The organism is Paraburkholderia phenoliruptrix, from assembly GCF_047325075.1.
Taxonomy (GTDB): Bacteria; Pseudomonadota; Gammaproteobacteria; order Burkholderiales; family Burkholderiaceae; genus Paraburkholderia; species Paraburkholderia phenoliruptrix.
Genome location: NZ_CP168530.1, coordinates 830,385 through 853,347, shown reverse-complemented (window position 1 = coordinate 853,347; position 22,963 = coordinate 830,385). Strand labels below are relative to the sequence as shown.

The 22,963-nt window shown below is 65.2% G+C and carries 19 protein-coding genes; 9 read left to right on the top strand and 10 right to left on the bottom strand.

What is annotated here, in order from left to right; all coding sequences use genetic code 11:
• Position 1 precedes the first annotated feature (1 nt).
• Complete coding sequence (locus ACEN8U_RS03710) at positions 2-1,327, top strand: NAD(P)/FAD-dependent oxidoreductase (RefSeq protein WP_368608122.1); 1,326 nt, start codon at positions 2-4, stop codon at positions 1,325-1,327.
• Between the two features lie 58 nt (positions 1,328-1,385).
• Here the strand turns inward: ACEN8U_RS03710 and ACEN8U_RS03705 are convergent, their stop codons facing one another.
• A complete protein-coding gene (locus ACEN8U_RS03705) occupies positions 1,386-2,270 on the bottom strand; it encodes a LysR family transcriptional regulator (protein ID WP_368608123.1) in 885 nt (294 codons plus the stop codon).
• A 128-nt stretch (positions 2,271-2,398) separates the two neighbouring features.
• Between ACEN8U_RS03705 and argC the strand changes: the two genes are divergently transcribed.
• Positions 2,399-3,328 (top strand): N-acetyl-gamma-glutamyl-phosphate reductase, encoded by a 930-nt coding sequence (argC, locus tag ACEN8U_RS03700; protein WP_368608181.1) that lies wholly within the window; start codon positions 2,399-2,401, stop codon positions 3,326-3,328.
• 72 nt (positions 3,329-3,400) lie between these two features.
• Here argC and ACEN8U_RS03695 read toward each other — a convergent pair whose 3' ends face one another.
• Both ACEN8U_RS03695 and ACEN8U_RS03690 read right to left on the bottom strand, forming a co-directional pair.
• Positions 3,401-4,936 carry a methyl-accepting chemotaxis protein gene (locus ACEN8U_RS03695; protein ID WP_014972409.1) on the bottom strand — a complete coding sequence of 512 codons (1,536 nt, stop codon included), beginning with the start codon at positions 4,934-4,936 and terminating at the stop codon, positions 3,401-3,403.
• An 80-nt stretch (positions 4,937-5,016) separates the two neighbouring features.
• Positions 5,017-5,976 carry a cupin domain-containing protein gene (locus ACEN8U_RS03690; RefSeq protein ID WP_368608124.1) on the bottom strand — a complete coding sequence of 320 codons (960 nt, stop codon included), beginning with the start codon at positions 5,974-5,976 and terminating at the stop codon, positions 5,017-5,019.
• Between the two features lie 99 nt (positions 5,977-6,075).
• Here ACEN8U_RS03690 and ACEN8U_RS03685 point away from each other — a divergent pair, with 99 nt between their 5' ends.
• The gene (locus ACEN8U_RS03685) at positions 6,076-6,846 is read left to right on the top strand and encodes an SDR family oxidoreductase (RefSeq protein ID WP_368608125.1); all 771 of its coding nucleotides are present in this window, start codon (positions 6,076-6,078) and stop codon (positions 6,844-6,846) included.
• Here ACEN8U_RS03685 and ACEN8U_RS03680 read toward each other — a convergent pair.
• Entirely contained in the window at positions 6,830-7,726 is an 897-nt protein-coding gene (locus tag ACEN8U_RS03680) for a LysR family transcriptional regulator (RefSeq protein ID WP_413657324.1), read from the bottom strand. The two genes, ACEN8U_RS03685 and ACEN8U_RS03680, sit on opposite strands and share 17 nt — an antisense overlap.
• A gap of 102 nt (positions 7,727-7,828) precedes the next feature.
• On the opposite strand from ACEN8U_RS03680, the gene ACEN8U_RS03675 reads away from it, so the two are divergent.
• Positions 7,829-8,692 carry an SDR family oxidoreductase gene (locus ACEN8U_RS03675; protein ID WP_368577590.1) on the top strand — a complete coding sequence of 288 codons (864 nt, stop codon included), beginning with the start codon at positions 7,829-7,831 and terminating at the stop codon, positions 8,690-8,692.
• 138 nt (positions 8,693-8,830) lie between these two features.
• On the opposite strand, the gene ACEN8U_RS03670 is transcribed toward ACEN8U_RS03675, so the two are convergent.
• Positions 8,831-10,072: a cystathionine gamma-synthase family protein gene (locus ACEN8U_RS03670; RefSeq protein WP_413657322.1), complete on the bottom strand. Its 1,242-nt coding sequence runs from the start codon at positions 10,070-10,072 to the stop codon at positions 8,831-8,833.
• Between the two features lie 263 nt (positions 10,073-10,335).
• Between ACEN8U_RS03670 and ACEN8U_RS03665 the strand changes: the two genes are divergently transcribed.
• The 5 genes from ACEN8U_RS03665 (at position 10,336) to dctA (ending at position 15,174) form a co-directional block, all read left to right on the top strand.
• Complete coding sequence (locus tag ACEN8U_RS03665; protein WP_368608129.1) at positions 10,336-11,136, top strand: DUF4118 domain-containing protein; 801 nt, start codon at positions 10,336-10,338, stop codon at positions 11,134-11,136.
• Position 11,137: 1 nt separating this feature from the next.
• Complete coding sequence (locus tag ACEN8U_RS03660; protein WP_368577594.1) at positions 11,138-12,019, top strand: alpha/beta hydrolase; 882 nt, start codon at positions 11,138-11,140, stop codon at positions 12,017-12,019.
• Positions 12,016-12,801 (top strand): MipA/OmpV family protein, encoded by a 786-nt coding sequence (locus tag ACEN8U_RS03655; RefSeq protein ID WP_368577595.1) that lies wholly within the window; start codon positions 12,016-12,018, stop codon positions 12,799-12,801. Before ACEN8U_RS03660 ends, ACEN8U_RS03655 begins: the two co-directional genes overlap by 4 nt.
• Before the next feature lie 88 nt (positions 12,802-12,889).
• Positions 12,890-13,858: a LysR family transcriptional regulator gene (locus ACEN8U_RS03650; protein WP_368577596.1), complete on the top strand. Its 969-nt coding sequence runs from the start codon at positions 12,890-12,892 to the stop codon at positions 13,856-13,858.
• Entirely contained in the window at positions 13,855-15,174 is a 1,320-nt protein-coding gene (gene dctA, locus ACEN8U_RS03645; RefSeq protein ID WP_368608130.1) for a C4-dicarboxylate transporter DctA, read from the top strand. Before ACEN8U_RS03650 ends, dctA begins: the two co-directional genes overlap by 4 nt.
• A gap of 67 nt (positions 15,175-15,241) precedes the next feature.
• Here the strand turns inward: dctA and ACEN8U_RS03640 are convergent, their stop codons facing one another.
• The 5 genes from ACEN8U_RS03640 to ACEN8U_RS03620 all read right to left on the bottom strand — a co-directional run bounded on the left by ACEN8U_RS03640 (position 15,242) and on the right by ACEN8U_RS03620 (position 22,821).
• Complete coding sequence (locus ACEN8U_RS03640; RefSeq protein ID WP_368608131.1) at positions 15,242-16,024, bottom strand: substrate-binding domain-containing protein; 783 nt, start codon at positions 16,022-16,024, stop codon at positions 15,242-15,244.
• Between the two features lie 53 nt (positions 16,025-16,077).
• Complete coding sequence (locus ACEN8U_RS03635; protein ID WP_368577602.1) at positions 16,078-17,376, bottom strand: MFS transporter; 1,299 nt, start codon at positions 17,374-17,376, stop codon at positions 16,078-16,080.
• 121 nt (positions 17,377-17,497) lie between these two features.
• Positions 17,498-20,323 (bottom strand): ATP-binding protein, encoded by a 2,826-nt coding sequence (locus tag ACEN8U_RS03630; protein ID WP_413657318.1) that lies wholly within the window; start codon positions 20,321-20,323, stop codon positions 17,498-17,500.
• Entirely contained in the window at positions 20,320-21,453 is a 1,134-nt protein-coding gene (locus ACEN8U_RS03625) for a substrate-binding domain-containing protein (protein WP_368577607.1), read from the bottom strand. The genes ACEN8U_RS03630 and ACEN8U_RS03625 overlap by 4 nt, the downstream gene beginning before the upstream one ends.
• A 195-nt stretch (positions 21,454-21,648) precedes the next feature.
• Entirely contained in the window at positions 21,649-22,821 is a 1,173-nt protein-coding gene (locus tag ACEN8U_RS03620; RefSeq protein WP_368608133.1) for a TIGR03118 family protein, read from the bottom strand.
• Positions 22,822-22,963 lie beyond the last annotated feature (142 nt).

Below are 22,963 nucleotides of genomic sequence, written 5' to 3'. Positions count from 1 at the left end.
CATGTCCCCTCCGCTGCGCCACCTGCACACTTCGCCCACGCTGCCGGCCGCCGCTGACGTGGTCGTGATCGGAGGCGGGATCATCGGTGTATTTGCCGCCTACTATCTGGCGCGGCGGGGTGTGTCCGTCGCGCTCGTCGAAAAAGGAAGGGTCGGCGCCGAACAGTCGAGCCGAAACTGGGGCTGGTGCCGGCAGCAGAACCGTGACGCACGCGAGTTGCCGATGGCGAGCAAAAGCCTTGACCTTTGGGAGCGATTTGCCATCGAGTCAGGGGAAGATACGGGCTTTCATCGCTGCGGGCTGCTGTATCTGAGCAATGACGACGCCGAGTTGGCGCGTTGGGCCAATTGGGGCGACTTTGCAAAGACGGCGGGCGTGACGACCTACATGCTCGATAGCCGGCAAGCCGCCGAACGGGGCAAGGTGACCGGCCGGGCCTGGAAGGGCGGCGTCTTCTCGCCCACCGACGGCACGGCGGACCCCGCGAAAGCTGCGCCCGCGGTGGCCGCCGCGCTGATGAAACTCGGGGGTAGCGTCACTCAGAATTGCGCCGCGCGCGGCATCGAGCTGGAGGGCGGCCGGGTCTGCGGCGTCGTGACGGAAGCCGGCGTCATCAGGACCCGCACCGTCGTTCTCGCAGGGGGTGCATGGGCATCCGCGTTCTGCCGCCAGTTGGGCATCCGCTTTCCTCAAGCTTCGATCCGACAATCCATCCTGAGTGTCGCCCCTGTGGAGCACCGCTTGCCGGATGCCCTGTTCACGTCCGGCGTCTCCGTTACGCGTCGAACCGACGGACGCTACGCGCTGGCCATTAGCGGGCGCGCGCGCGTCGATGTGACGCCCCAGTTCCTGCGGTTCGCTCCACATTTCGTACCCATGTTCGCCAAGCGCTGGCGCAACCTTCTTCCGGGCGGCCTGGAGGGTATTCGCGGTGGGCATGAAACGCTGAAGCGATGGCGGCTCGACGCGCCGACTCCCATGGAGCGCGTACGCATTCTCGATCCGAAGCCTGACCGCGTAGCGGTCGCCGAAACCCATCGCCGCGCCGTCGAACTGCTGCCGGAACTTCGCGAAGCGAGGATCACCCATGCGTGGGCCGGTTTCGTCGACAGCACGCCGGACGGCGTACCGGGTATTGGCGAAGTGCCGGGCGTGCCCGGGCTGATCCTCGCCGCGGGCTTTTCTGGGCACGGTTTCGGCATTGGCCCCGGCGCTGGACACCTGATCGCGGACCTTGCCAGCGGTGCGGACCCGATCGTGGATCCCACGCCGTATCAGCCCGGCCGATTTGCCCAGTCCGCGTGGGGCAAGGTCGCTGATTTCTAAGCACACCTCATCTATGTAATTGCAGGTCAGGGAGGTTCGCGCGGCCGTGCATGCAACGCTACGCCAGTCGCAAATCCCACAATACGTCGAGTACGTGTTGGGTAGAACGCTCGACGTACCCCGCGCGATGTGCAATGCCGAGCCGTCGCCACAACGCCGGGCGCAGCGGACGCATGGCAATGCCTCTGTCCGGCAGTGGGGTCGTCGCCTCATGGGGCAACAGCGCGGCGCCATAACCTGCCGCCACCAGGCTCTTGATCGCGTCGTTGTAGTTGAGCTGAATGCGCGGCGCGGGATGGTACCCGCCGCTCGCGAACCACTCGGCAGTCAGACGCGAGAGATGCGTGGTCGCGTCATTGAGAATGAGCGGCTGACCGGCGAGCCATTCGGGTGTCACGCGAGCCGGACACCGCCAATGTGCCGGCACAAAAGCCCTCACCGGGTCGCGGCGCCAGGGCTTTATCACAAGTCCGGCGACCGGCGGCTGAGGCAGCGCGACGAGCCCGACATCCAGCGTTCCATCCACCAGCCGGGACAAGGTTTCCTGCGAAGTAAGCACGACGATCTGAATGTCGATGGCGGGATGATGCTCGCGCAGAACCTCGAGCGCTTGCGGCAGCACGTGTGCGATCACGCCTGTGGATGCGCCGAGACGCGCACGCCCTTCGAGCCCCTCTACCTGGCGTTGAATATCGTCTAACGCCTGCTCCGCGTCGGCGAGAAGCCGGCGCGCTCGGTCCACCAGTACCTCGCCTATGGACGTCGGCCCCACATGCCCGCGCTTGCGTGACAGGAGCGGAGCGCCAATGCGCTCCTCCAGTTCGGCAATGTGGAGGCTCACAGTGGGCGGCGCCAGGTGCAATGCCCGCGCCGCATCGGCAAATGAACCATGCTCCGCTACGGCGACCAGCGTGCGCAAGCGGTCCAGACTGATTTCTCGCATGGCGGCGTCCCGATTCAGAAAAACTGAATCTCTGCGTTGTGAAATTCAACTTTTTCTATTCTATCCGCCCGCGCACTATAGCGGCTCGTTTTGCCTGTCATAACCACAGTCAGCGGAGTCATTCACGTATGAGCTCTCCCCTCGTTTTCATCGACGGCGACCAAGGCACCACCGGGCTGCAAATCCACGAACGGCTGCGCAACCGTACCGACATCAGCCTGCTCACACTGGCTGGTGCCGAGCGCAAGGATTCGCGGCGGCGCGCAGAAGCCATCAACGCCTGCGATATCGCCATCCTCTGTTTGCCGGACGCCGCCGCGCGCGAGGCAGTGGGCGCGATTGTCAATCCTGCCGTCCGCGTGATCGACGCAAGCTCCGCCCACCGCACGCACCGGGACTGGACTTACGGTTTCCCGGAGATGACGCCGGGGCAGGCAGAGCGAATTGCAAACGCACGTCGCGTCACCAACCCTGGTTGCTATCCGACCGGTGCAGTCGGCCTGCTGCGTCCATTGGTACAGGCGGGGCTCGTACCGGGCGACTACCCGGTCAGCATTCATGCGGTATCCGGATACTCCGGACGTGGGCGTGCGGGTGTGGAGGAACACGAAGGGGCGGGCGCTGCCAACGCGCCTTCTCTCCAGGTCTATGGCCTCGACCTCGCGCACAAGCACACACCGGAAATTCAGCAGCACGCAACGCTCGTGCACCGTCCCATTTTCGTTCCTGCGTATGGAGCGTTCCGCCAGGGCATCGTGCTCACGGTGCCGCTAGCGTTGCGGCTGCTGCCTCCCAGCGTGGATGGGGCGACGTTACACGCATGCCTCGCACGCCACTATGCCGATGCAGCTCACGTGCGAGTCTTGCCGCTGCACGAATCGAGCGCCTTGAAGCATCTGGATCCGCAAGTGCTGAACGGTACCAACGACATGCACTTGAGCGTATTTCATGACGTCGAACACGAGCACGTATTGCTGTCGGCGGTTTTCGACAATCTTGGCAAGGGTGCATCCGGCGCTGCAGTTCAGAACCTCGACCTCATGCTCGCACGGCAATAGCGCCCCCTCAACCAACCGTTCCGAGCCGCTCCGAAAGCTCACCGCGCAGCCAAGCGACGCTTACCCTGACGCCTACGACAGCTTGAACGTTGCCGCTGCCGAGTTCAGCCGCTGCGCCTGCTCGTCCAGCGACGACGACGCGGCAGCCGCCTGCTCCACGAGTGCCGCATTCTGTTGCGTGACCTCATCCATCTGCGTGACGGCGCGGCTTACCTGCTCGATGCCGGTGCTCTGCTCCGTGGATGCCGCCGAAATCTCGCCCATGATGCCCGCCACCTGACGGATCGAGCGCTCGATATCGCTCATCCGTTCACCGGCCACTTCGACAAGGCGGTTACCGTCGTCGACTCGCGAAGCCGAACGCTGGATCAGTTCCTTGATGTCCTTCGCCGCCGCGCCGCTGCGTTGCGCGAGCGTGCGCACTTCGGAGGCCACGACCGCAAAGCCGCGCCCTTCCTCGCCGGCGCGCGCCGCCTCGACAGCCGCATTCAGCGCGAGGATATTAGTCTGGAATGCGATGCTTTCGATCACGCTCGTGATGTCCGCAATCTTGCCGGAGTCGGCGGTGATCTGCTGCATCGTGTCCACCACCTGGCGGACCGCAGTCGCGCCGCGCTCCGTCGCTTCGCTCGCGCTGCCCACGAGCGCGTTGGCGTGCTGCGCGTGGTCGGCGTTCTGCTTCACCGTCGCGGTGATCTGTTCCATGCTCGCCGCGGTTTCTTGCAGCGACGCGGCCTGCTCCTCGGTGCGCTGCGAGAGATCGAGATTCCCTTGGGCGATCTCGGCAGAGCCGAGCGCGATGGAGCGGCTCGCCGACTGGATCTCCGCAATCATCGCAGCGAGGCGTGCCTTCATCTCGCCGAGCGCCGCGAGCAGACTGCCTGTCTGGCTGCCGGCCACGTCGAAACGCACCGCGAGATTACCGCCCGCGATCTCGTGCGCGACGTAAGCAGCGTAGGCCGGTTCGCCGCCGAGCATGCGCCGTACGCTGCGCAGCACGGCCCACGCTATCGCGGCAACCGCCACCGCAATCACGAGGGCGATTGCGCCGAGCATCGTCGCGAGTTTTGTAAAGCTGGCGTTGATGTCGTCGTACCAGAAGCCCGTACCGACCCACCAGTCCCAATACGGCACGCCCACCACACCTTGCAGTTTGGGTTCGACGGGCGCGTCCGGACCGCGCTTGATCAGCACGTCGACCAACGCGAAATGCGCCTGCAGCATGCCCTGGCGATAGGCCTCGCTGTCGGTGAGCCCGCTCGTCGTGCGATTGCCGTTGGCTTTCGTGCCGATAAATTTCGCGTTCGGATGCACCAGATTGATGCCGTCCGAAGTCGTCGCCCAGTAGTAGCTCTTCGAGTTCGCATTGAGCTGCGACAGGGCGGCCTTCGCCTGCCGCTGCGCCTCCTCGCGTGTCAGCGTGCCGCGCTGCTCCAACTGGTGATACGAATCGATCAGATGTTCGGCTTTTTCCAGCAGGATCACAATCTCGTCGCGCCGTGAATCGATCAGCGCGCTGCGCAGCGTATGCAACGCGGTCGCGGCGACTGCAGCGACGCCGAGCAGCGCGGCGAGAACGAGTGCAAGCAGTTTGGTGGACAGCTTCATGCGATGGCCCCGGCAGATTAACTAGTTGGTACATATATCGGCCGGCGGGGCCTGGTTCTTGAATTTCCTGCGCTGCACGTTTACCCGGATACGCGGTTGCCGAATGCTGCTGTGCCACCGTCCCGCTCACGAGAAGCAGCGCCGTTACTTCCCCTCCCATACCCCGTCGGCGACACGCCCACATACCGCGTGAACGCAACGCTAAACGCGCTCGCCGAGCCATAACCCACCCGCGCCGCGATCGTCGCAACGCTGAGCGTGTTCCGGCGCAGCAGATTCTTCGCGATGGCCATGCGCCACGACAGCAGATACTCCATCGGCGCGACGCCGACCGCACGGCTGAAGCGCTCGAAGAATGACGAACGCGACAGCGCAGCGATTTTCGCAAGCTGCGCCATCGTCCACGGCTCTTGCGGGCGCTCGTGCATCTGACGGATGGCGAGCGCGAGCCGGGCGTCGGCGAGGCCGCGGACGAGCCCAGGCGACGCCCCCGTCTGCGTGGAGCGCAGCGCTTCAATCAGGAGTACTTCCAGAAGGCGCGCGAGCACGACCTCGCGCGCGGGCCGCTGTGCTTGCGACTCCTCACGCACCAGCTTCACGAGTGTCGCGAGCCTGCGGTCGCCGCGCACGAGCACCAGCTCGGGCAGAAGCGAAACAAGCAAGGCCGCATCCGGCGACCCGAACGCGCACAGGCCCGCAAGCCATTGCGCATCTGGCGCGGCTGACGCATCGCCGAAACGGAAGCTGCCGTCGGGCAGCGGCGTGGGCGCGAGATTCGGCGCGGCGTCAGGGTCCGGTGGGTCGATGCTGGTGATCTCAAAGCCGAAAACCTCGGGCACGAGCACGAAGTCGTCGGCCTGCAGAATGAGCGGCTCGCCGCCATTGACCGACAGACGCAGCGATCCTTCGAGCACCACGCAATAGAAGGGCTGCCCGACCTCCGTGCGGCTCGCGCGCCAGCGCCCCGCGCCACTGAGCACTTTGGAAAACGTGGGCGCCGGTTGCAGCAACGCGACGACTTCCGCCAGCGGGTCGACCATAGCCGGACGATCTCTAATGAAAAGTGGACGTTCGATTATAGCGAGTCCGACCTACGACGCGCTATCGTGTGGCCACTGTCACCGACCACAGGAGTCGACATGAAGACCGTATTGATTACAGGTTGCTCGTCCGGGTTTGGACTTGAAATCGCCCGTCATTTTCTGGATCGCGACTGGCGCGTCGTCGCGACGATGCGCACACCGCGCGAAGACGTGTTGCCGCGTTCCGATCGCCTATCCGTTCTCGCGCTCGACGTGAAGGATCCGCAAAGCATCCGCGCTGCGATCGAGGCCGCCGGCCCCGTCGACGTGCTCGTCAACAATGCGGGCATCGGCTTTCTCAACGCGCTCGAAGGCACGCCGATGGACACCGCACGCGACATCTTCGAGACCAACACGCTCGGCACCATCGCGATGGCCCAGGCCGTCGTGCCGCAATTGCGCGAGCGCCGCGCGGGCGTGATCATCAATGTGACGTCGACCGTCACGTGCAGGCCGCTGCATCTGCTGTCGGTCTATACGGCCAGCAAGGCGGCCGTCAATGCGTTCAGCGCATCGCTCGCGCTCGAACTGGAGCCGTTCGACGTGCGCGTGCGTGTCGTGCTGCCGGGACGCGCGCCGTCTACGCGCTTCGGCGAGAACGCGCAGGCACGCATGAAAGACGGCTTTCCCGAGCCCTACAGCGCGCTGGTGCAGCAGGTTTTTGCGAACTGGCAGAAGGAGACGGCCGTCACGCATGCATCGGACGTCGCCGAAGCCGTATGGCTCGCCGCCACCGATCCGTCGAGCCCCTTCAGCATTCCCGCGGGCGAAGACGCGGTGGACTGGTACAACGCGCGCGCCCAGCACCTCCTTACGCCGGCTCTATAAATCCCGCGAGTTCCTCGGGTTGTCCCAACGGAAACGCCTCCTTGATGTGATCGAGAAAGGCGGAAACGCGAGGGCTCAGCAAGCGTCGCGAAGGGTAAAGCGCCCACAGTGCAATCTCGGGGCCGTCCACATCGCCCCAATGCGCGAGCCGGCCGGCGGCGATGTCATGGCTCACGAGCGACAGCGGCAAGCTCGCGGCCCCCACTCCGAGACGCACGGTATCGCGAACCATGATCAGCGACGAGAGGTAAGCCACCGGCTCGATCGCGATGCGCGATTTTCCCTTCGGACCCCTGACGTCCCACGCGCCAATCGGATCGTTACCGCCGCGCAGCACAGCCGGAACGCTGGACTTGCCCTTCGGCCGCGCCAAACCCGGCCAGGCCACGACAACCAGCCGGTCGCGCAGGAACACCCTGCCGATCAGGCTCTCGTCGGGATCGGGGTTGACGCGGATCACGAGGTCGTAGCCCTCCTCGATCATGTCGACGGGGCGATCTTCCGTCGTGACTTCGAGCCGGATCTCGGGATATTTCAGCGCGAAGGTGGCGACGAGCTTGCCCATGGCGAGCTGCGAAAAGAGCGTCGGCGCGCTGATGCGCAGCCGGCCGCGCGGCTCTTCGCTACCGGATGCGATGGCCGCGGCGCTCTCTGCAAGCTCGGTCAGGAGGGCGCCCGTGCGCTCGTAAAGCGCGCGTCCTTCCTGCGTGAGTTTCAATCCGCGCGGCCCGCGTTCGAACAGCCTGAGGCCGAGACTGTTCTCCAGTTCGCTCACCCTGCGCGAGAGCGTGGCCTTCGGACGCTCCGTCGCACGGGCGGCCTCCCCAAAGCTGCCGTGACGGGCGACGAGATTGAAATCAGCGAGAGCAAGCAGGCCCATGTGTTTCACCAGTGAGACACCCTGTCTATTTATAGCATCTTCCGGACCGTAGATGGATCACTTACCTTAGAGCCGTCCCAACCCACTCAAGGAGTGAACATCATGACTATCCTCGTAACCGGTGCCACCGGCCGTGTCGGCCGCCAGGTCGTCAATCAACTCGTCAACCGCGGCGCCGACGTGCGCGTGCTGGTGCGCGATCCGTCGAAAGCGGACTTCCCGCCGGCCGTGACCGTCGTTCAGGGAGATATGCTCGACGTCGACTCCCTCCGCAAAGCCTTCTCCGGCGTGCGCACGCTGTTTCTGCTCAATGCCGTGGCGGGCGACGAGTTCACCCAGGCGCTCATCGCACTCAACGTTGCTCGCGAATCGGGTGTCGAGCGCGTGGTCTATCTGTCCGTCATCCACGCCGAGCGGTTTGTGAATGTGCCGCACTTTGCCGTGAAATCCGGCGCCGAGCGCATGATCGAAGAGATGGGATTCAGCGCGACGATTCTGCGTCCGGCTTACTTCATGGACAACGAGCTCATGATCCGCGACGTGATCGTCAATCACGGCGTCTATCCGATGCCCATCGGCAGCAAGGGCGTCGCGATGATCGACACGCGTGACATCGCGGAAGTTGCGGCCATCGAACTGCTGCGTCGTAACGATGCGCCCGGCAAACTGCCGCTCGACATCATCAATCTGGTCGGGCCCGACACGCTGACGGGTGCGAAGCTGGCCGCTATCTGGTCCGAGGTGCTCGGCCGCCCGGTTGCCTATGGCGGCGACGATCCGAGCGGCTTCGAGCAGAACCTGGCGACGTTCATGCCGACATGGATGGCCTATGAGATGCGCCTGATGGCCGAGCGCTATGTCAGCGACGGCATGGTGCCGGAGGCGGGAGACGTCGAGCGTCTTACCGGCATGCTGGGCCGCCCGCTGCACGCCTATCGCGAGTTCGCCACAGGGCTCGTTGGCTGACCCGCGAGCCTCGCCCGATGCCGCCCAATCGTCGCAGACGACTGGACGCGCATCGGGCGGGGCATCTCGCCGGCGGCCCGCACGCACGCGCGAGAGCTCAGCCTTGCTTCTTTTCAGGCGGCCGTGCAGCGCGGCAGCTTACGCGGCCAGCTTGAGCGCCTGCTCGAAGTCCGCCAACAGATCCTCAATGTCTTCAATGCCCACCGACAAGCGCAGCATGCCATCGGAAATGCCCATCGCCTTGCGCGTTTCGGCGCCCGCCTCGAAGAAGATTGTGGGCGCGACCGGAATGATGAGCGTGCGCGTGTCGCCGAGACCCGTCGCCTTGATCGGCAAGCGCAGTGCGTTGACGACCTCCGCCATGCGCTCTGCGTCGCGCAATTCGAACGACAGCAGCCACGACGCGCCCTTGAACAGCGCCTGCGCGACGCCGTGTTGCGGATGGCTCTCGAGCCCCGGATAGAACACCTTGCCGATCGCTTCGTGGCCCTGCAGGAAACGCGCCAGCGCCAGCGCGTTGTCGCTGCTCTGCTTCACCCGCAAGGCGAGCGTCTCGGCGCCCATCGCGATGGAGTGCGCCTGCTCCGACGACAACGAGGCCCCCATGTCGCGCAAGCCCTTCTTGCGGATCTGCAACAGACCCTGCTCCTTCGCCGGTGCACGCCGGTAGTCGTCCGCAATATTCGGATACGCGCTCCAGTCGAACAGGCCCGTGTCCGTCACCGCCCCGCCGAGCGCGGCGCCATGGCCCGCGATCGTCTTGGTGAGCGAGTTGACGACGAGACTGGCGCCGACCGCTTTCGGCCTGAATAAGGCCGGCGACGTAATGGTGTTGTCGACCACATAGACGATGCCGCGCTCGCGGCACAGCTCGCCGATACCCTGCAAGTCGGGAATCTGCGTGCCCGGATTCGCGATGGTTTCGACGAACACCATCCGCGTATTCGGCTGCAGCGCGTTCTTCACGTTCTCTGCGTCGCCGGCATCGACGGTTGTCACTTCCACGCCCAGCGTGCGCAACGTGCCGAACAGGCTGTTCGTGTTGCCGAAAACGTAGCGGCTCGACACGAGGTGATCGCCCGCACGCAGCAGCGTGAGGAAGATCGCGGTGATCGCAGCCATGCCGGTGCCGAAGCAGATGCTGCCGAGCCCGTCTTCGAGGCTCGTGATCTTGCGCTCGAGCGCGGCGGTGGTGGGCGTGCCCTGGCGCGCGTAGTTGAAACCGCCCTTGCGCGTGCCCTGAAACACGCCGATCAGATCCTCGACGCGCTCAAAGCCATATTGCACGGACGTATGAATCGGTTGGCGCACGCCACCGTGCTCGGTGCCCGTGATCCTGTCGCCGTGCACGATGCTCGTGGTAAAGCCTTGCTTGTCCATCGTTTGTTCGCCCTTGAAGTCGATTACAGCGGCACATTATGGCCGCTAACCCATGGCCGCGCGATCTTCGCCGCCGCTGCGGGTGAACATATTATGCGCTTCGGGCGCCATGCCGCCGTCGGGACACAGGGCACGATCCGCGACGCGCGATTACAATGCCCGGTCGATGAAGTCAGTCGCGTGGCGGACCTCGCGCGGTCTGCTCAAGCTTTTTTACCTATCGCCGTTATCAAGGTGAAAGGTCATATCTTCGCGTCGAATGCATGGAAGTCAGAAATTCAAGGCGGTGGGCGCCGCGCGGCCGTAACAGGTGGATCGTCGCGGCGGCGGCCCTCGTTTCAGCCGCCATCGTCAGAACGCTGCTGCACCCGCTGCTCGGGCCGGTCATGCCGGGCGCATCGTTTCTCATTGCTGCCGTGCTGGTCGAATACTACTGCGGCCTCGCGCCCGCAATAGGCGTGATGCTGCTCGGGTTGTGCCTCGCCGACTATCTTTTCGTGCCGCCCTATGGACACATCGACGTGATCGACGCGTCCGACATCCGCCTGCTGATCTCGTATCCGCTCATTACTATCCTCGTCATCACGCTCGTCGAGCGCCTGAGGCGCGCGCAGTACCGCGCGGAACTGCTCGGCGCCGTGGCGCAATCGCGCTATGAAATGCTGCTGCGCCATGACAACGAGCGGCTGCTGGCGCGCCGCGCGACGGATGAAATGCATCGCATGCTGCATCACATCGCCCAGTATCAGCGCACGCTCATCCTCATCAAGGCGCTCGATCCCGCCAACAGCCTGCCGCCGGGCAGCTTCGTCGCGGCCGGGGCCACCGCCATGCCCGACGGATCGACAGGCGACGCGTCGTTGCATGCCGGCATCGCGTATTGCACGAAGCACGCGCAAGTGCACCAGGAGGACCTGGCCCGCGTCAGCGGCCATCTCACGCCCGGGCACCACCGCATGCGCTTCCTGTCCGGCGGCCGCGACGACTGGCGGCCGGTGGAATGCGTGTGCGAGCGCTTCATCACGTCCTCCGGCGAATTCCTGATTCTGCGAGCGGAGGACTGACATGAGCGCCTCCCCTCTTTCGAGCATGGAAACCGGCGATCACGCCGTCCTGCTGCTGCACGGTCTGTCGAGCTCGCCGCTGGAGCTGCGCTTTCTCGCCCGCCTTCTCGCGGACGAGGGCTTCGTCACTCATACGCCCGAGTTGCCCGGCTACAGCGCAGGCGCCGGACATCAGCCGATGGAGCAGTGGATCAGCGCCGCCGTCGCCGAGTTCGACAAGCTCGCCGCGCGCCACCGCCATGTCTCCGTCTGCGGTCTCTCGATGGGCGCCACCCTCGCCGCCGCGCTCGCGCACGAACGGCCGGCCGCACGCGCCTTGCTGCTGCTGTCGATCACATTGAGCTACGACGGCTGGGCGATCCCGTGGTACCGCTTTCTGCTGGACTACGTCTATTACACGCCGATGCGCTCCCGTTACCGCTACCGCGAGCACGAACCGTACGGCCTGCGCAACGAAGCGTTGCGTTCCAAGATCGCGCGCGCGATGCAGAAGAACGACATCAGCGAAGTCGGACCCGCGTCGATCAGCATGCCGGCGCTGCACGAGGCCGGCCGGCTGGCGGGCTGGGTGCGCAAGAAGCTGAAGGGCGTCCGGACGGACTGCCTGATTCTCCATGCCATCGACGACGAGACCTCGAGTCCGCACAATGCGCGATTCGTCGGCACGCACATCGGGGCTTCTTTTCTGCGAACCATCTGGCTTGACGACTCCTATCACATGATCACGTCCGACAACGAGCGCGAAGTCGTCGCGCGCGAATGTGCGCTTTTTCTGCGGGAAAGCGTGGCGGCCACCGTCTCCAGCACGACACCCACGCCGGTGATCTCGCGCGCGCTTGCGCGCCGCCTGCGGCAACTGGCGACCGTAGCGAGGAAAGAATGAAGCGTGCATTCATCATGAGCACGTTGGGCGCCTTCGCGGTAACGGGCGCGGCGAGCGCGGCGAGCGCGGCGCAGGCCGCTGAGACTCAGGCGGCAAGCGACTGGAAAATATCGGTCGGGCCTGGCTTGTATGTGTTTCCGAAATATCCCGGTTCGTCGCAGGTTCAGGTGCTGCCCTTTCCGGTCCAGGACATTTCGTGGAAGGACCGCGTGTTCTCGCAAGGCCCGGATGTTCTCGGCGTGAATGCGCTGCTCGGCGAGAACTACCACGTCGGGGCATCGCTCAGCTTCGATTTCCAGTCGCGCAGCGCATCGCACGACGCACGCCTGCGAGGCTTGCCCGACGTGCATTACGGACCGAAGCTGCGTCTTTTCGCCGACTACACCTGGTGGGCCTTCACGGGTTCGGCGGCGGTGTACCAGGACATCGCAGGAACAGGGCAAGGGCTGACCGCCATGGCGGACCTCTTCGTGTCCGCGCCGCTCGGCAACCTGCTGCTGTCCGTGGGGCCGGGCGTGACGTGGGCCAACGCCACCTACACGCGGACTTTTTTCGGCGTCAACGCTCAGGAAAGCGCCGCCTCGGGCCTGCCTCAATATGCGACGGGCTCCGGCGTGCGGGACGTGCATTTCAACGTGAACGCCACCTACAAGTTCAACTCGCATTGGTCGGCGAACGCCGCCGCCGTGATCGGACGGCTGGAAAAGAGCGCCGCCGGCAGCCCGATCACGCAGCGCCGGCTGGATCTGAACGGCATGGCGTCGGTTTTGTACCGGTTCTAGTGAGCACAAGTCGAACCGGGTACTTCACAATGGCCGCGTCCGGATAGGTCATGCAAAATGCCCGCATCCAGAATGGGGAGAGTGACCCGTGGGCATCAACTTTGATCTGAACGACCTGCAGGCGTTTCGCGCGGTAGTGGAGCTCGGGAGCTTCCGCAAGGCCGCCGAGGCGGTCAGTATCTCGCAGCCGGCTTTGAGCCGCCGCATCGAAAAGCTCGAGGAAGCACTCGGCGTGCGTCTTTTCGAGCGCACCACGCGCAGCGTGACGCTCACCACTGTCGGCCGCGTATTCGCGCCAAGCGCGGAACAACTGCTCGACGATCTCGACGTCGCGCTGCTCGGCATCCGCGATGTTTCGTCGAGCCGTCTGGGTCATGTGACCATCGCCTGCGTGCCGTCGGTGGCCTATTACTTTTTGCCGGGCGCGATTGCGAGCTACCATCGCCGGTTTCCGCGTATCCGCGTCAAGCTGCTGGATTCGAGCGCGAACGAGGTGCTGGGCGCCGTCATCAGCGGCGAAGCGGATTTCGGCGTGAGTTTCATGGGCAGCCAGGAGCCCGAGGTCGAGTTCAAGCTGCTGCTGCAGGAGCGCTTCGTTGCGGCTTGCCGTCGCGACCACCCGCTCGCGCGCAAGAAGCGCGTGACGTGGAACGAGCTTTATGAGCACGACTACGTTTCGGTCGACAAGACTTCGGGCAACCGCCTGCTGCTCGACCAGGCGCTGTCGTCCGTCGCGCCACGTGCGCCGAGCGTCTGCGAAACGCGCCATGTCACGACCCTGCTCGGCCTGATCGAGGCGGGGCTCGGCGTTGCCGCGGTGCCGTCGATGGCGATGCCCGGACGCGATCATCCCATCCTCACCAGTGTGCCGCTCGTCGAACCGGTGGTGAAACGGCGGGTGGGTATCGTGAGGCGCCGCGGGCGGCCACTCACGCCGGCCGCGCAGGAGTTTCACAAAACCATTCTCGACATGCGGCGCAGCGGCGTTGCAAGCAACGATGCTTCCGGCGAAACATCTGCACCGGCACGGCAGACGGGCAGGAAGACCGCCCTGTGAACCTCGCACGATCCCTTCGCTCCCTGTATGTGCAAGTACTGCTGGGCATGGTAGCCGGCATCGCGCTCGGCCACTTCCTGCCGCACGCGGGCGCGCTGCTCAAACCGCTGAGCGACGCATTCGTCGGCCTCGTGAGGATGATGATTGCGCCGATCGTCTTCTGCACGATCGTCTCGGGCATCACGTCGCTGGCGAGCAGCAAGGCGATCGGGCGCACCATCTTTCAGGCGCTCGCGCTCTTCTATTTGCTGACCGCCGTGGCGCTCGTGCTCGGGCTCGTCACCGCGTTCGTGCTGCAACCCGGCGCGGGCCTGCATATCGACGCGCACCGTCTTGACGCAAGCATCCTCGCGCAATACGGGAAGCACGCGGAGCCTCGCGGTCTTGTCGCGTTTGCGCTGGGGGTCATCCCCGAAACGATGCTCGGCGCCTTCGACAAGGGCGAGGTGCTGCCCGTGCTGCTGCTCTCGCTGCTGTTCGGCTTCGCGCTGAATCGGTATCCGAAGGCGGGAACGCCGGTACTCGCGCTCGTCGACGGTATCGCGCAAAGCCTCTTTCGCATCCTCACGATGATCATGCGGCTCGCGCCGCTCGGCGCATTCGGCGCCATGGCGTTCACGGTGGGGCGCTTCGGCATTCGCTCGGTCGGCTCGCTGGGCATGCTGGCGGTGTCGCTCTACGTCGCCTGCCTGCTGTTTATCGCGCTCGTGCTTGCGCCGCTCGCGCGGCTGCACGGTTTCGCGCTGTGGCGGCTGTTGCGCTACCTGCGCGAGGAACTGTTGATCGTGCTCGCCACATCGTCGACGGAGCCCGTGCTGCCGCGCCTGATCGCGAGACTGGAGGCGCTCGGCTGCGACAAGGGCGTCGTGGGTCTGGTGCTGCCCGCCGGCTATTCGTTCAATCTCGACGGCACCGCGATCTATCTGACGCTTGCCTCCGTTTTCATTGCCCAGGCGTGCGACGTGCCGCTTTCAGCCACGCAGATCGCGACGATGCTCGCGGTCATGCTGCTCACGTCGAAGGGCGCGGCCGGCGTGTCGGGCAGCGGGCTCGTCGCCCTCGTCGCGACGCTGACGGTGATGCCCGATTTGCCCGTCGCCGGGGTGGCGCTGCTGGTGGGCATCGACCGCTTCATGTCCGAGGCGCGCGCGCTGACGAGCGTGATCAGCAACGCCTGCGCGGTGATCTTCGTTTCGATGTGGGAAGGCGCCTGCGACCGTCGGCGTCTGGCACAGCGGCTCGGGGCGGCCGCGCCGGGCGGCGCGGATGGTGAAGACGGCGCAGGGAACCCAGCGGGACATACTTCGGAGACCTGACAGCAAGGCCGCAAGGAAGGCCGCCCAAGGAGGGCCACTATAGGGCAGCCCTCCCTTGCACTTCACGTCAATGCGCGGAAACCGAATCCAGCCCCGTGGATTGCACTGCGGCCTGTACGCCAGGCGAAGCGAGATAGTCGAGCAGCGCTTTCGCTTCCTGCGGATGCTGGGCGCCGACGGGAATGCCGGCGGCAAACCGCGTCACCGACTGCAGCGACTCCGGAATCTTGCCGACAAACGTCGCACCCTTCACCGGCAACAACTCGCTCACCTGCTGGAAGCCGATTTCGTAGTCGCCGTTCGCAACGACCGAGGCGACCGGAATGCGCGGAATCATCTTCGCCTTCGACTTGACCTGATCCTCGATGCCGAGCTTTTTGAACAGCTCGCGCTCAATGTAGACACCGCTCGCGCTGTCCGAGTAGGCGATCGACTTCGCGTGCAGGAGCACCTGCCGGAGGCCTTCCGCCGAGCTGATATCGGGCTTCGGCGCCCCTTCGCGCACGACCATGCCGATGCGCGAATCGGCCAGCTCGACGCGCGAGCCGGGCATGACCTTGCCCTTCTGGATCAGATCGTCCAATGCATAACCCACCATGATGACGGCGTCCGCGGGCTCGCCGCGCTCGAGCCGGTTGGGAATCGCTTCGGGCGATTTGCCCATCGACGGACCGAGCGCGGTGTCGAGCGTGTTGCCCGTTTCGGAGGCGAACTTCGGGCCGAGCACTTTATACGCCGCGGTAAAGCCGCCGGAACTCATGACGTGCAGGTCGGCGGCCTGCACATTCGCTGCAACAAACGAGGTGGCAAGCCAGGCTGCGGCGGCGACTTTCAGAAGCAGATGTCTCATGATTGGAGTCGTGTGTGATGGTGTGTTCAGATTCGTGCGAAGCGCCACGCGCATCAGTGCGCCGGCGTCAGCGTCGCCGCGCGGCGGCGATACAGCGCGAAGGTCGCGAGAAGGGCGCACGCGGCGGCAAAGCTCATCCAGTAGCCGGGCGCGGCCTTGTCGCCGGTCATGTGAATGAGCGCCGTCGAGATCGCCGGCGTGAAGCCGCCGAATACGGCCGTCGCGAGGCTGTAGGCGAGCGAGAAGCCCGCGACGCGTACCTGCACCGGCATCACTTCCGTCAGCGCGACGACCATCGCGCCGTTATACATGCCGTACATGAACGAGAGCCACAGCAGCACGAGCAGCATATTGATGAAGCTCGGCGCATGCGCAAGCAGCGAGAGCGCCGGATACGCGGTCGCAATGGCGAGCACCGTCATGCCGACGAGCAGCGGCCGGCGGCCGATCTTGTCCGAGATGGCCCCGCCGATGGGCAGCCACACGAAGTTCGACACCGCGACACACAGCGTGACGAGCAGACTGTCGGCCGTGCTCAGATGCAAGACCGTCTTGCCGAAGGTCGGCGCGTAGACCGTGATGAGGTAGAAGCTCGCGGTCGTCATCGCCACCAGCATCATGCCGGCGATCACCACGGACCAGTTTTGCGCCAGCGTGCGGAACACTTCCTTCATGCTCGGACGATGCTGGCGCGCCTTGAACTCCTGCGTTTCCTGCAGATTGCGGCGCAGCAGGAAAATGAACGGCACGATCATGCAGCCGACGAAGAACGGCACCCGCCATCCCCACGCCGCAATGGCCGTGGCATTCAGCGACTGATTCAGCGCGAAGCCGAGGGCTGCGGCCACGACAATGGCCACTTGCTGGCTCGCGGACTGCCAGCTCGTGAAGAAGCCCTTGCGGCCGGGCGTCGCCATCTCGGCGAGATATACCGAAACGCCGCCCAGCTCCGCGCCTGCCGAGAAGCCCTGCAGCAGCCGGCCGACCAGCACCAGCGCGGGCGCGAGAAGGCCGATTGTCGAGTAGCCCGGCACGAACGCAATGAGAATGGTGCCGCTCGCCATGATGGACAGCGTGACGATCAGGCCTTTGCGGCGGCCCACGTCGTCGATATACGCGCCGAGCACGATCGCGCCCAACGGCCGCATCAGGAAACCCGCGCCGAAGACCGCGAACGTCATCATCAACGAGGCGAATTCGCTGGCAGCCGGGAAAAAGACGTTGGCAATCTGCGTCGCGTAAAAGCCGAACAGGAAGAAGTCGAACTGCTCGAGAAAATTCCCGGCCGTGACGCGGAAGACCGCCGCGGCCTTGGACTGGCCCGGGGCAAGGGTAGAGGGGGAGGGGTGCATCGATGTGTCTCCTGAAATCCTGCAACATGCGGTGGTCCGCACTTTGCCGTTTGACGCATAGTGGCCCCTCGCCAGTCAAACGGGAATTGCAATTTTTTGAACGATTGATGTCGTACGGTTATCAATCGGCGCCGCGCGCGCCCCGATACTGCTCGACGAAACTGACGATCGCCTGAGACCGGTAATGCTTCGCCAACTGGCACAGGTGGTCGGCGAAAGGACGATAGCGTTCGTCGAGCTCGGTCAGGTGCTCGGTGTGCTGGACGATGGCGCGCATGTCGCCGAGCCGCGCGAGGTAGTGCAGCGCCTCCATCTCTTCATGGGGCGGCACGATGAAGTTGTCCGTGGAGGAACCCGTGATTCGTATAGCCGGTTCGCGCGCCTCGGGCGGCGTGTCGTCGCTCCATTCGAGGTTCAGGAGCACCGCGATCTGCGAGAGCAGCACGCTCAGATCAACCGGTTTGGACAGCATGGCGTTCGCACCGGCGGCGAGGCTTTTCGCGGCATCGCTGCCCGAGGCGCCCGCGGAGACCGCGACGATGGGCAGGCGCGCGAACTCCGGCATGGCGCGCAGGCGCCGCGTCGCTTCCAGCCCGTCCATGCCGGGCATGACGACATCCATGAGGATGAGCGACGGACGCAGCGCCTCTGCTTTCTGCAACGCCTCCAGTCCGTTGCCCGCTTCCGCCATCTCGAAGCCGAGCGGCGCGAGCATATCGACCATCACGGCACGATTCGCCGCGACGTCATCGACGACAAGGATCGTCTTGCGCGGCCCGTGGTAGCCGCTTGCCGTCCATTCGAGCGGCACGTCGGCGGCCTCGCGCGCCACCGCCGGGACATCCAGTTCGAACCGGAAGATGCTCCCCCCACCGCGGCGGCTCTCGACCTGAATCTCGCCGCCCATCAGGCGCACGAGCTGCCGGCTGATGGCAAGCCCGAGCCCCGTGCCGCCCACGCGGTGCCGCGCGTCGCTCACCTGCTCGAAAGGCCGGAAAATCGTCTCCCGATGCGCTTCCTCGATGCCGATTCCAGTGTCCTGCACTTCGAAACGCAGCCGCGTGGGCGGCGTCCAGTCGACGTGCAGACGCACGCTGCCCGTCTCGGTAAATTTAATTGCATTGGAGAGCAGGTTGAGCAGCACCTGGCGTAGCCGCTTTTCGTCGACGCGCACGGCCGCGGGCAACCCGGGCGCCATGTCGCACGAGAAGGCGAGGCCCTTTTCCGTCGCCTTCAGGCGGATGGTCCCGGCGATAAAGTAGATGAAGCGCTCGAGCAGCACATCGGAAAGATAGAGGTCCACCTTGCCGGCCTCGATTTTCGCCATGTCGAGAATATCGTTGATGATCGCCAGCAGATGTTCGCCGCTGCGCTGGATCACCGCTATTCCGTCCGCCTGGCGCTGCTCCAGGTTCTTGTCGCGCCTGAGTATTTGCGCGTAGCCGAGAATCCCGTTCAACGGCGTGCGCAGCTCGTGGCTCATGTGCGCGAGAAAATCGCTCTTGGCCCGGTTCGCCGCATCGGCGTGTTCCTTCGCGACGGCAAGCTCGGCGGTGCGCTCGCGGATCATGTCTTCGAGGTGCTCGCGATAGCGCCGCAGTTCATCTTCGGCACGCCTTTGCTCGGTAATGTCGCGTGAAATGCCGAGCAGGAACTGCGGCTCGCCGCGCACGTCGACGATCGGAATCTTCATGGTGTGCAAAAGGCGCACGCCATAACGGGTGTGCACCGGCTCGTCCGGCACGTCCACCAGTTGCTGCGACTTCAGCACGTCGCGATCCTTCAGCGCATAGAACTCGGCCTCGCTCGGCGGAAACAGATCGTGGACGGACTTGCCGATGAGTTCCTCGCGCCGGTAGCCGAGCAGCTGCTCGCCCGCCTTGTTAAAGCGGACGAAGCGCAGCGTCGCCGCGTCTTTCACGAAGATGGTGTCCGGAATGTTCTCGATGATGCTGTCGAGAAAGTGTTCGCTCGCACGTGCGGCCTCTTCCGCGTGCTGCCGCTCGACGATCTCGGCGGTGAGGCCCGCGAGCGCCGTGCTCAGCTCCGCCGTGCGCTGCGTGACGCGCGCCTCCAGTTCGGCGTTGAGTTCCTTCAGTGCCTGCTCGGCCTGCCTGCGCTGGCGCCGGTCTTCGAGAAACTGTTCGACCGCGCGCGCCATGTCGGCAATCTCGTCGCCGCCGCGCACGGGCACCCCGGCTTGCGCGCTGTCGACGTCACCGTGCCGCAGGAAGTGACTGACGCGCCGCAGCCGTCCAACCACATGGCGGCCGAGAAAGGCATGAGCGATCAGCCAGGCGAGCAGCAGGCTCACCGCCACTTCGCCGGTCACCCATTTTCGGGTGCGGTCGGCATTGTCGGCGAGGTCCTGCACCGCCTGACGATAGTCGCGCGTGAAGTAATCCGCCTGCTGGCGCGCCGCGGCGGCGAGCGCGTCGGCCTGGCGACGCAGATCGTCCTCGAGGCTTCCCGACGCCGATGACCCGCGAGCCTCGGGCGCGGCCCCCGGCGTGCTTCCCGCGCGCAGCGCCGTCTCGCGGACCTGCGCCTCGATATTGACCGTGTTGCGAAAGCGCTGGCTGGAGCGATGCAACGCGAGCGCGTCGACACTCACGCCTTCGCTCGTCGTTGCGGCGGCGAGCCGGTCCACCAGGCGGTCGAAAGTGGCGAGCTCCTCGATCACATGCCGATGCGTTTCGCGCACCACGTCCACGGTCTCGCCACTGGACAACTGCAACGCGAGGCGTTCGATCATCAGCGTGAGCTGCGCCAGGTTGTGCGCATCCTCCTGGCGCGCGAGCCGCTCTTCGGCCAATTGGCGGACGGCGTGGGCCGAGCTTCCCAGCGAATAAAGCGTAGTCGCGCCGACCGCGACCACCAGCGCGGCGAGGCAGGAAACCACCAGCGCAAACTGCGCGGTAAGCGACTGTGGAAGCGGAAGTTTCACGGGCGTTGCCAGATGTGGCGATAGATGTCGCGATAGCCGTTGGCCGGGTCATAGATCAGACGATCGCCGCCGTCCGCGGTAATGTTCTCCGCGGTCACGAGATGCACGGGCACCACATAACCCGTCACGCCGCCGCCGGCAAGGAGCCGGTTCATCTCGTCGACCAGTTGCCAGCCGTGCAGATTGAGCGGCTCGGCGACCGTGCCGGTCTGGAAGGTGCCCGTGCGGATCCGCAGGAAGGCGGACTCGCTGCCGTCGCCGGCCGACAGCATCGCCATGCCCGCGTTCGGCATGCCCGCCTGGGTCAGTACCGGCGCGGCGTAGTCGAAATAGATGTCGTTGACGGCGAGCGCGTAGGTCCAGCGCTTGCCGTGCTGCGCGAGCAAGGCGCGGGTGGTGGCCGGCATCAGCTCCTGGCTGCGCGAAATCGGCACGTCGCGCATATCGAGCAGTGTGCAGCCGCTGCACTCGCGCACGACGGCGGCCATTTCGTCCGCCTTGGCTTGCGCGATCCGGAAGTTGGAGTCGGTGAAGATGACGACGCCGGCATGTCCGCCCGACTGGACGATCGCCGCCAGCGCGGTCACGCGCGCGACTTCGACGGGATCCGTCGCCACGTTCATCGCGAGAGGGGTGCCGGGCACGGGTCCGGCCTGGGCCGCCACATGCCAGCCGACAACCGGAATGTTGCGCTCGGCAAACGGACGCAGGCCGGGCAACAGGGCGCGCGCGTCGCTGCCCACGAGGATCATGCCGTCCGGGCGGCTGGCGAGTGCATTCGCCAGCATCTTGAGGCGCAGGTCGGGCGTGCCGGCGGAGTCGAAAATCTTGACGCCCCAGCCGATCACTTTGGCCGCCTCGAGCACTCCGTCGACCACACCGACAATGCCGCCGTTGCGCAGGTCCTCGGCGACGACGGCAATATGCTTGCCGGCCTGCGCGCGCGGCCCGTCGCGCGGTCCGTTCCAGGGCGCCCCCGGTTGCGCCGCCGCATTGACGACGCGCTTAGCCTCGGCCAGGAAGTCGGTCGTGGCGACGGTGCTGGCGGGCACGGCGGCAGTCGGCATACCCTGCGCCGCAGCAACCGACAGCAGACACGCGCACTCCCATGCCAGAAGCCAGCCCCTCATGCCGTTCCCCCAGGGCCTCGCCGGGGTTCAATGACCGCCATTGACGATGTACCCAAATGCCGCGCGCAGGTGGATCCTGCGCATTTGATAGTACACCGCTATGCCTGCGTCGTAATGTCAGGCTTCCCACGCTTTGGCGACGACGCCGCGCCGCATTCGCCGGCCGCGCGGCGCCTGTTTCCCGCGCGCCGGGCGCTACATGCCGATGCTCGCCCCATCGCTGGAACTGGTGCCGGTGCCGGTGCCGGAGCCCGCGCTCGTGCCTGTGCCGGCACTCGATGTCGCGTTCAGATCGATTCTTCCATATACGCCGTTGGCTTCGTCGTTCGGGCCCGCCGCGAAGAAGAGCGTGCTGGAAGGCTGGCTGTCAAGATCATTGCCGAACGCAATGCCCCATAGGCCGTGTTCCACAATCGGGCTGCCGTTCGATCCATTGAGCCGTCCCATCGACTGTCCGCTCGTCGCATTGAACGCGTTGATCGTGCCGTCGCCGAAATTGCCGATCAGGACCGCACCGCTCAGCGAGCCAAAGTTAGCGGGCGCCACCGCCATGCCCCAAGGCGCGTTAAGCGGGCCGCCGATCGCGAAGTGCTGCTTGAGGTTGCCCGCGCTGTCGTAGACGTCGACCATGCCGAGGCCCGCGCCCGCGACGTCATCGTGTTTGGCGGCGTCCTGCTTCGCGTACGTGACGAACAGATTCTGGCCGATCGCCTGAATGCCGAACGGCGCGAAGCCGGCGGGAATCGCCGGATCCGTGAAAGCGCCCGGCATGGCGACCTTGGCAAACGATGTATTGAAGACGTCGATCTTGTTGTTATGGAAGTCCGTCGCGTAGAGGAAGTTGCCGTTGTTCATGGTAGCGATGGCGAGACCTTTGTAGACCGCGCCGCCCGCCCCATCGTCATACATGACGAACGCATTGGTCGGGCCGACGGCGGGCGCCCACGCGGTCAGGGTGCCGCCTTCGCCCGCGAAGATGAACGCTGCGAGTCCCGACTTGCCGTTTTCCGTGACCACGAAGCTTTGTGTGCCGTTGAAGACAATGCCCGTCGGCGATGCCGGACCGTTCCTGCCGTCGGGTATCGTGACGACGAGCGATTGCGGCACGCCATTGCCGTCATAGAGCGTCGCGACGTTGGTGCCGTTGTCCGCCACCCAGGCAAAACCTTTTGGATTGAAAGCGACGCCCCAGGGGTTTTTCAGATTTGCGTCGGTGTGGGCAGCGGGCACGGCGCCGTCGGAGACGAGGGCCGTCGCGGTGAACGTCGACTGGATCGGCGAGTTGACGCTGTTCGAACCGGAACCGCCACCGCACGACACCAGCGCCGCGATGGCTGCGACGCCGAATACATCAAGTAGAGACTTCATGACCGCACTCCTCGTTCTGCCACAGAAGCTGACGGTCAATGAACGAGGGGCGCAGGAAGTTTATTCCGGTGAAAAAGGGCTTATTTCGCGGGCTATCGTGTGCGGCATCGCGTGCCTGAGCGCGCGAGCAGTCAAGCGGCAC

Coding starts and splice junctions, on each gene's coding strand:
- ACEN8U_RS03710 (WP_368608122.1), top strand. CDS start 2: ATGTCCCCTCCGCTGCGCCACCTGCACACTTCGCCCACGCTGCCGGCC.
- ACEN8U_RS03705 (WP_368608123.1), bottom strand. CDS start 2,270: ATGCGAGAAATCAGTCTGGACCGCTTGCGCACGCTGGTCGCCGTAGCG.
- argC (WP_368608181.1), top strand. CDS start 2,399: ATGAGCTCTCCCCTCGTTTTCATCGACGGCGACCAAGGCACCACCGGG.
- ACEN8U_RS03695 (WP_014972409.1), bottom strand. CDS start 4,936: ATGAAGCTGTCCACCAAACTGCTTGCACTCGTTCTCGCCGCGCTGCTC.
- ACEN8U_RS03690 (WP_368608124.1), bottom strand. CDS start 5,976: ATGGTCGACCCGCTGGCGGAAGTCGTCGCGTTGCTGCAACCGGCGCCC.
- ACEN8U_RS03685 (WP_368608125.1), top strand. CDS start 6,076: ATGAAGACCGTATTGATTACAGGTTGCTCGTCCGGGTTTGGACTTGAA.
- ACEN8U_RS03680 (WP_413657324.1), bottom strand. CDS start 7,726: ATGGGCCTGCTTGCTCTCGCTGATTTCAATCTCGTCGCCCGTCACGGC.
- ACEN8U_RS03675 (WP_368577590.1), top strand. CDS start 7,829: ATGACTATCCTCGTAACCGGTGCCACCGGCCGTGTCGGCCGCCAGGTC.
- ACEN8U_RS03670 (WP_413657322.1), bottom strand. CDS start 10,072: ATGGACAAGCAAGGCTTTACCACGAGCATCGTGCACGGCGACAGGATC.
- ACEN8U_RS03665 (WP_368608129.1), top strand. CDS start 10,336: ATGGAAGTCAGAAATTCAAGGCGGTGGGCGCCGCGCGGCCGTAACAGG.
- ACEN8U_RS03660 (WP_368577594.1), top strand. CDS start 11,138: ATGAGCGCCTCCCCTCTTTCGAGCATGGAAACCGGCGATCACGCCGTC.
- ACEN8U_RS03655 (WP_368577595.1), top strand. CDS start 12,016: ATGAAGCGTGCATTCATCATGAGCACGTTGGGCGCCTTCGCGGTAACG.
- ACEN8U_RS03640 (WP_368608131.1), bottom strand. CDS start 16,024: ATGAGACATCTGCTTCTGAAAGTCGCCGCCGCAGCCTGGCTTGCCACC.
- ACEN8U_RS03635 (WP_368577602.1), bottom strand. CDS start 17,376: ATGCACCCCTCCCCCTCTACCCTTGCCCCGGGCCAGTCCAAGGCCGCG.
- ACEN8U_RS03625 (WP_368577607.1), bottom strand. CDS start 21,453: ATGAGGGGCTGGCTTCTGGCATGGGAGTGCGCGTGTCTGCTGTCGGTT.
- ACEN8U_RS03620 (WP_368608133.1), bottom strand. CDS start 22,821: ATGAAGTCTCTACTTGATGTATTCGGCGTCGCAGCCATCGCGGCGCTG.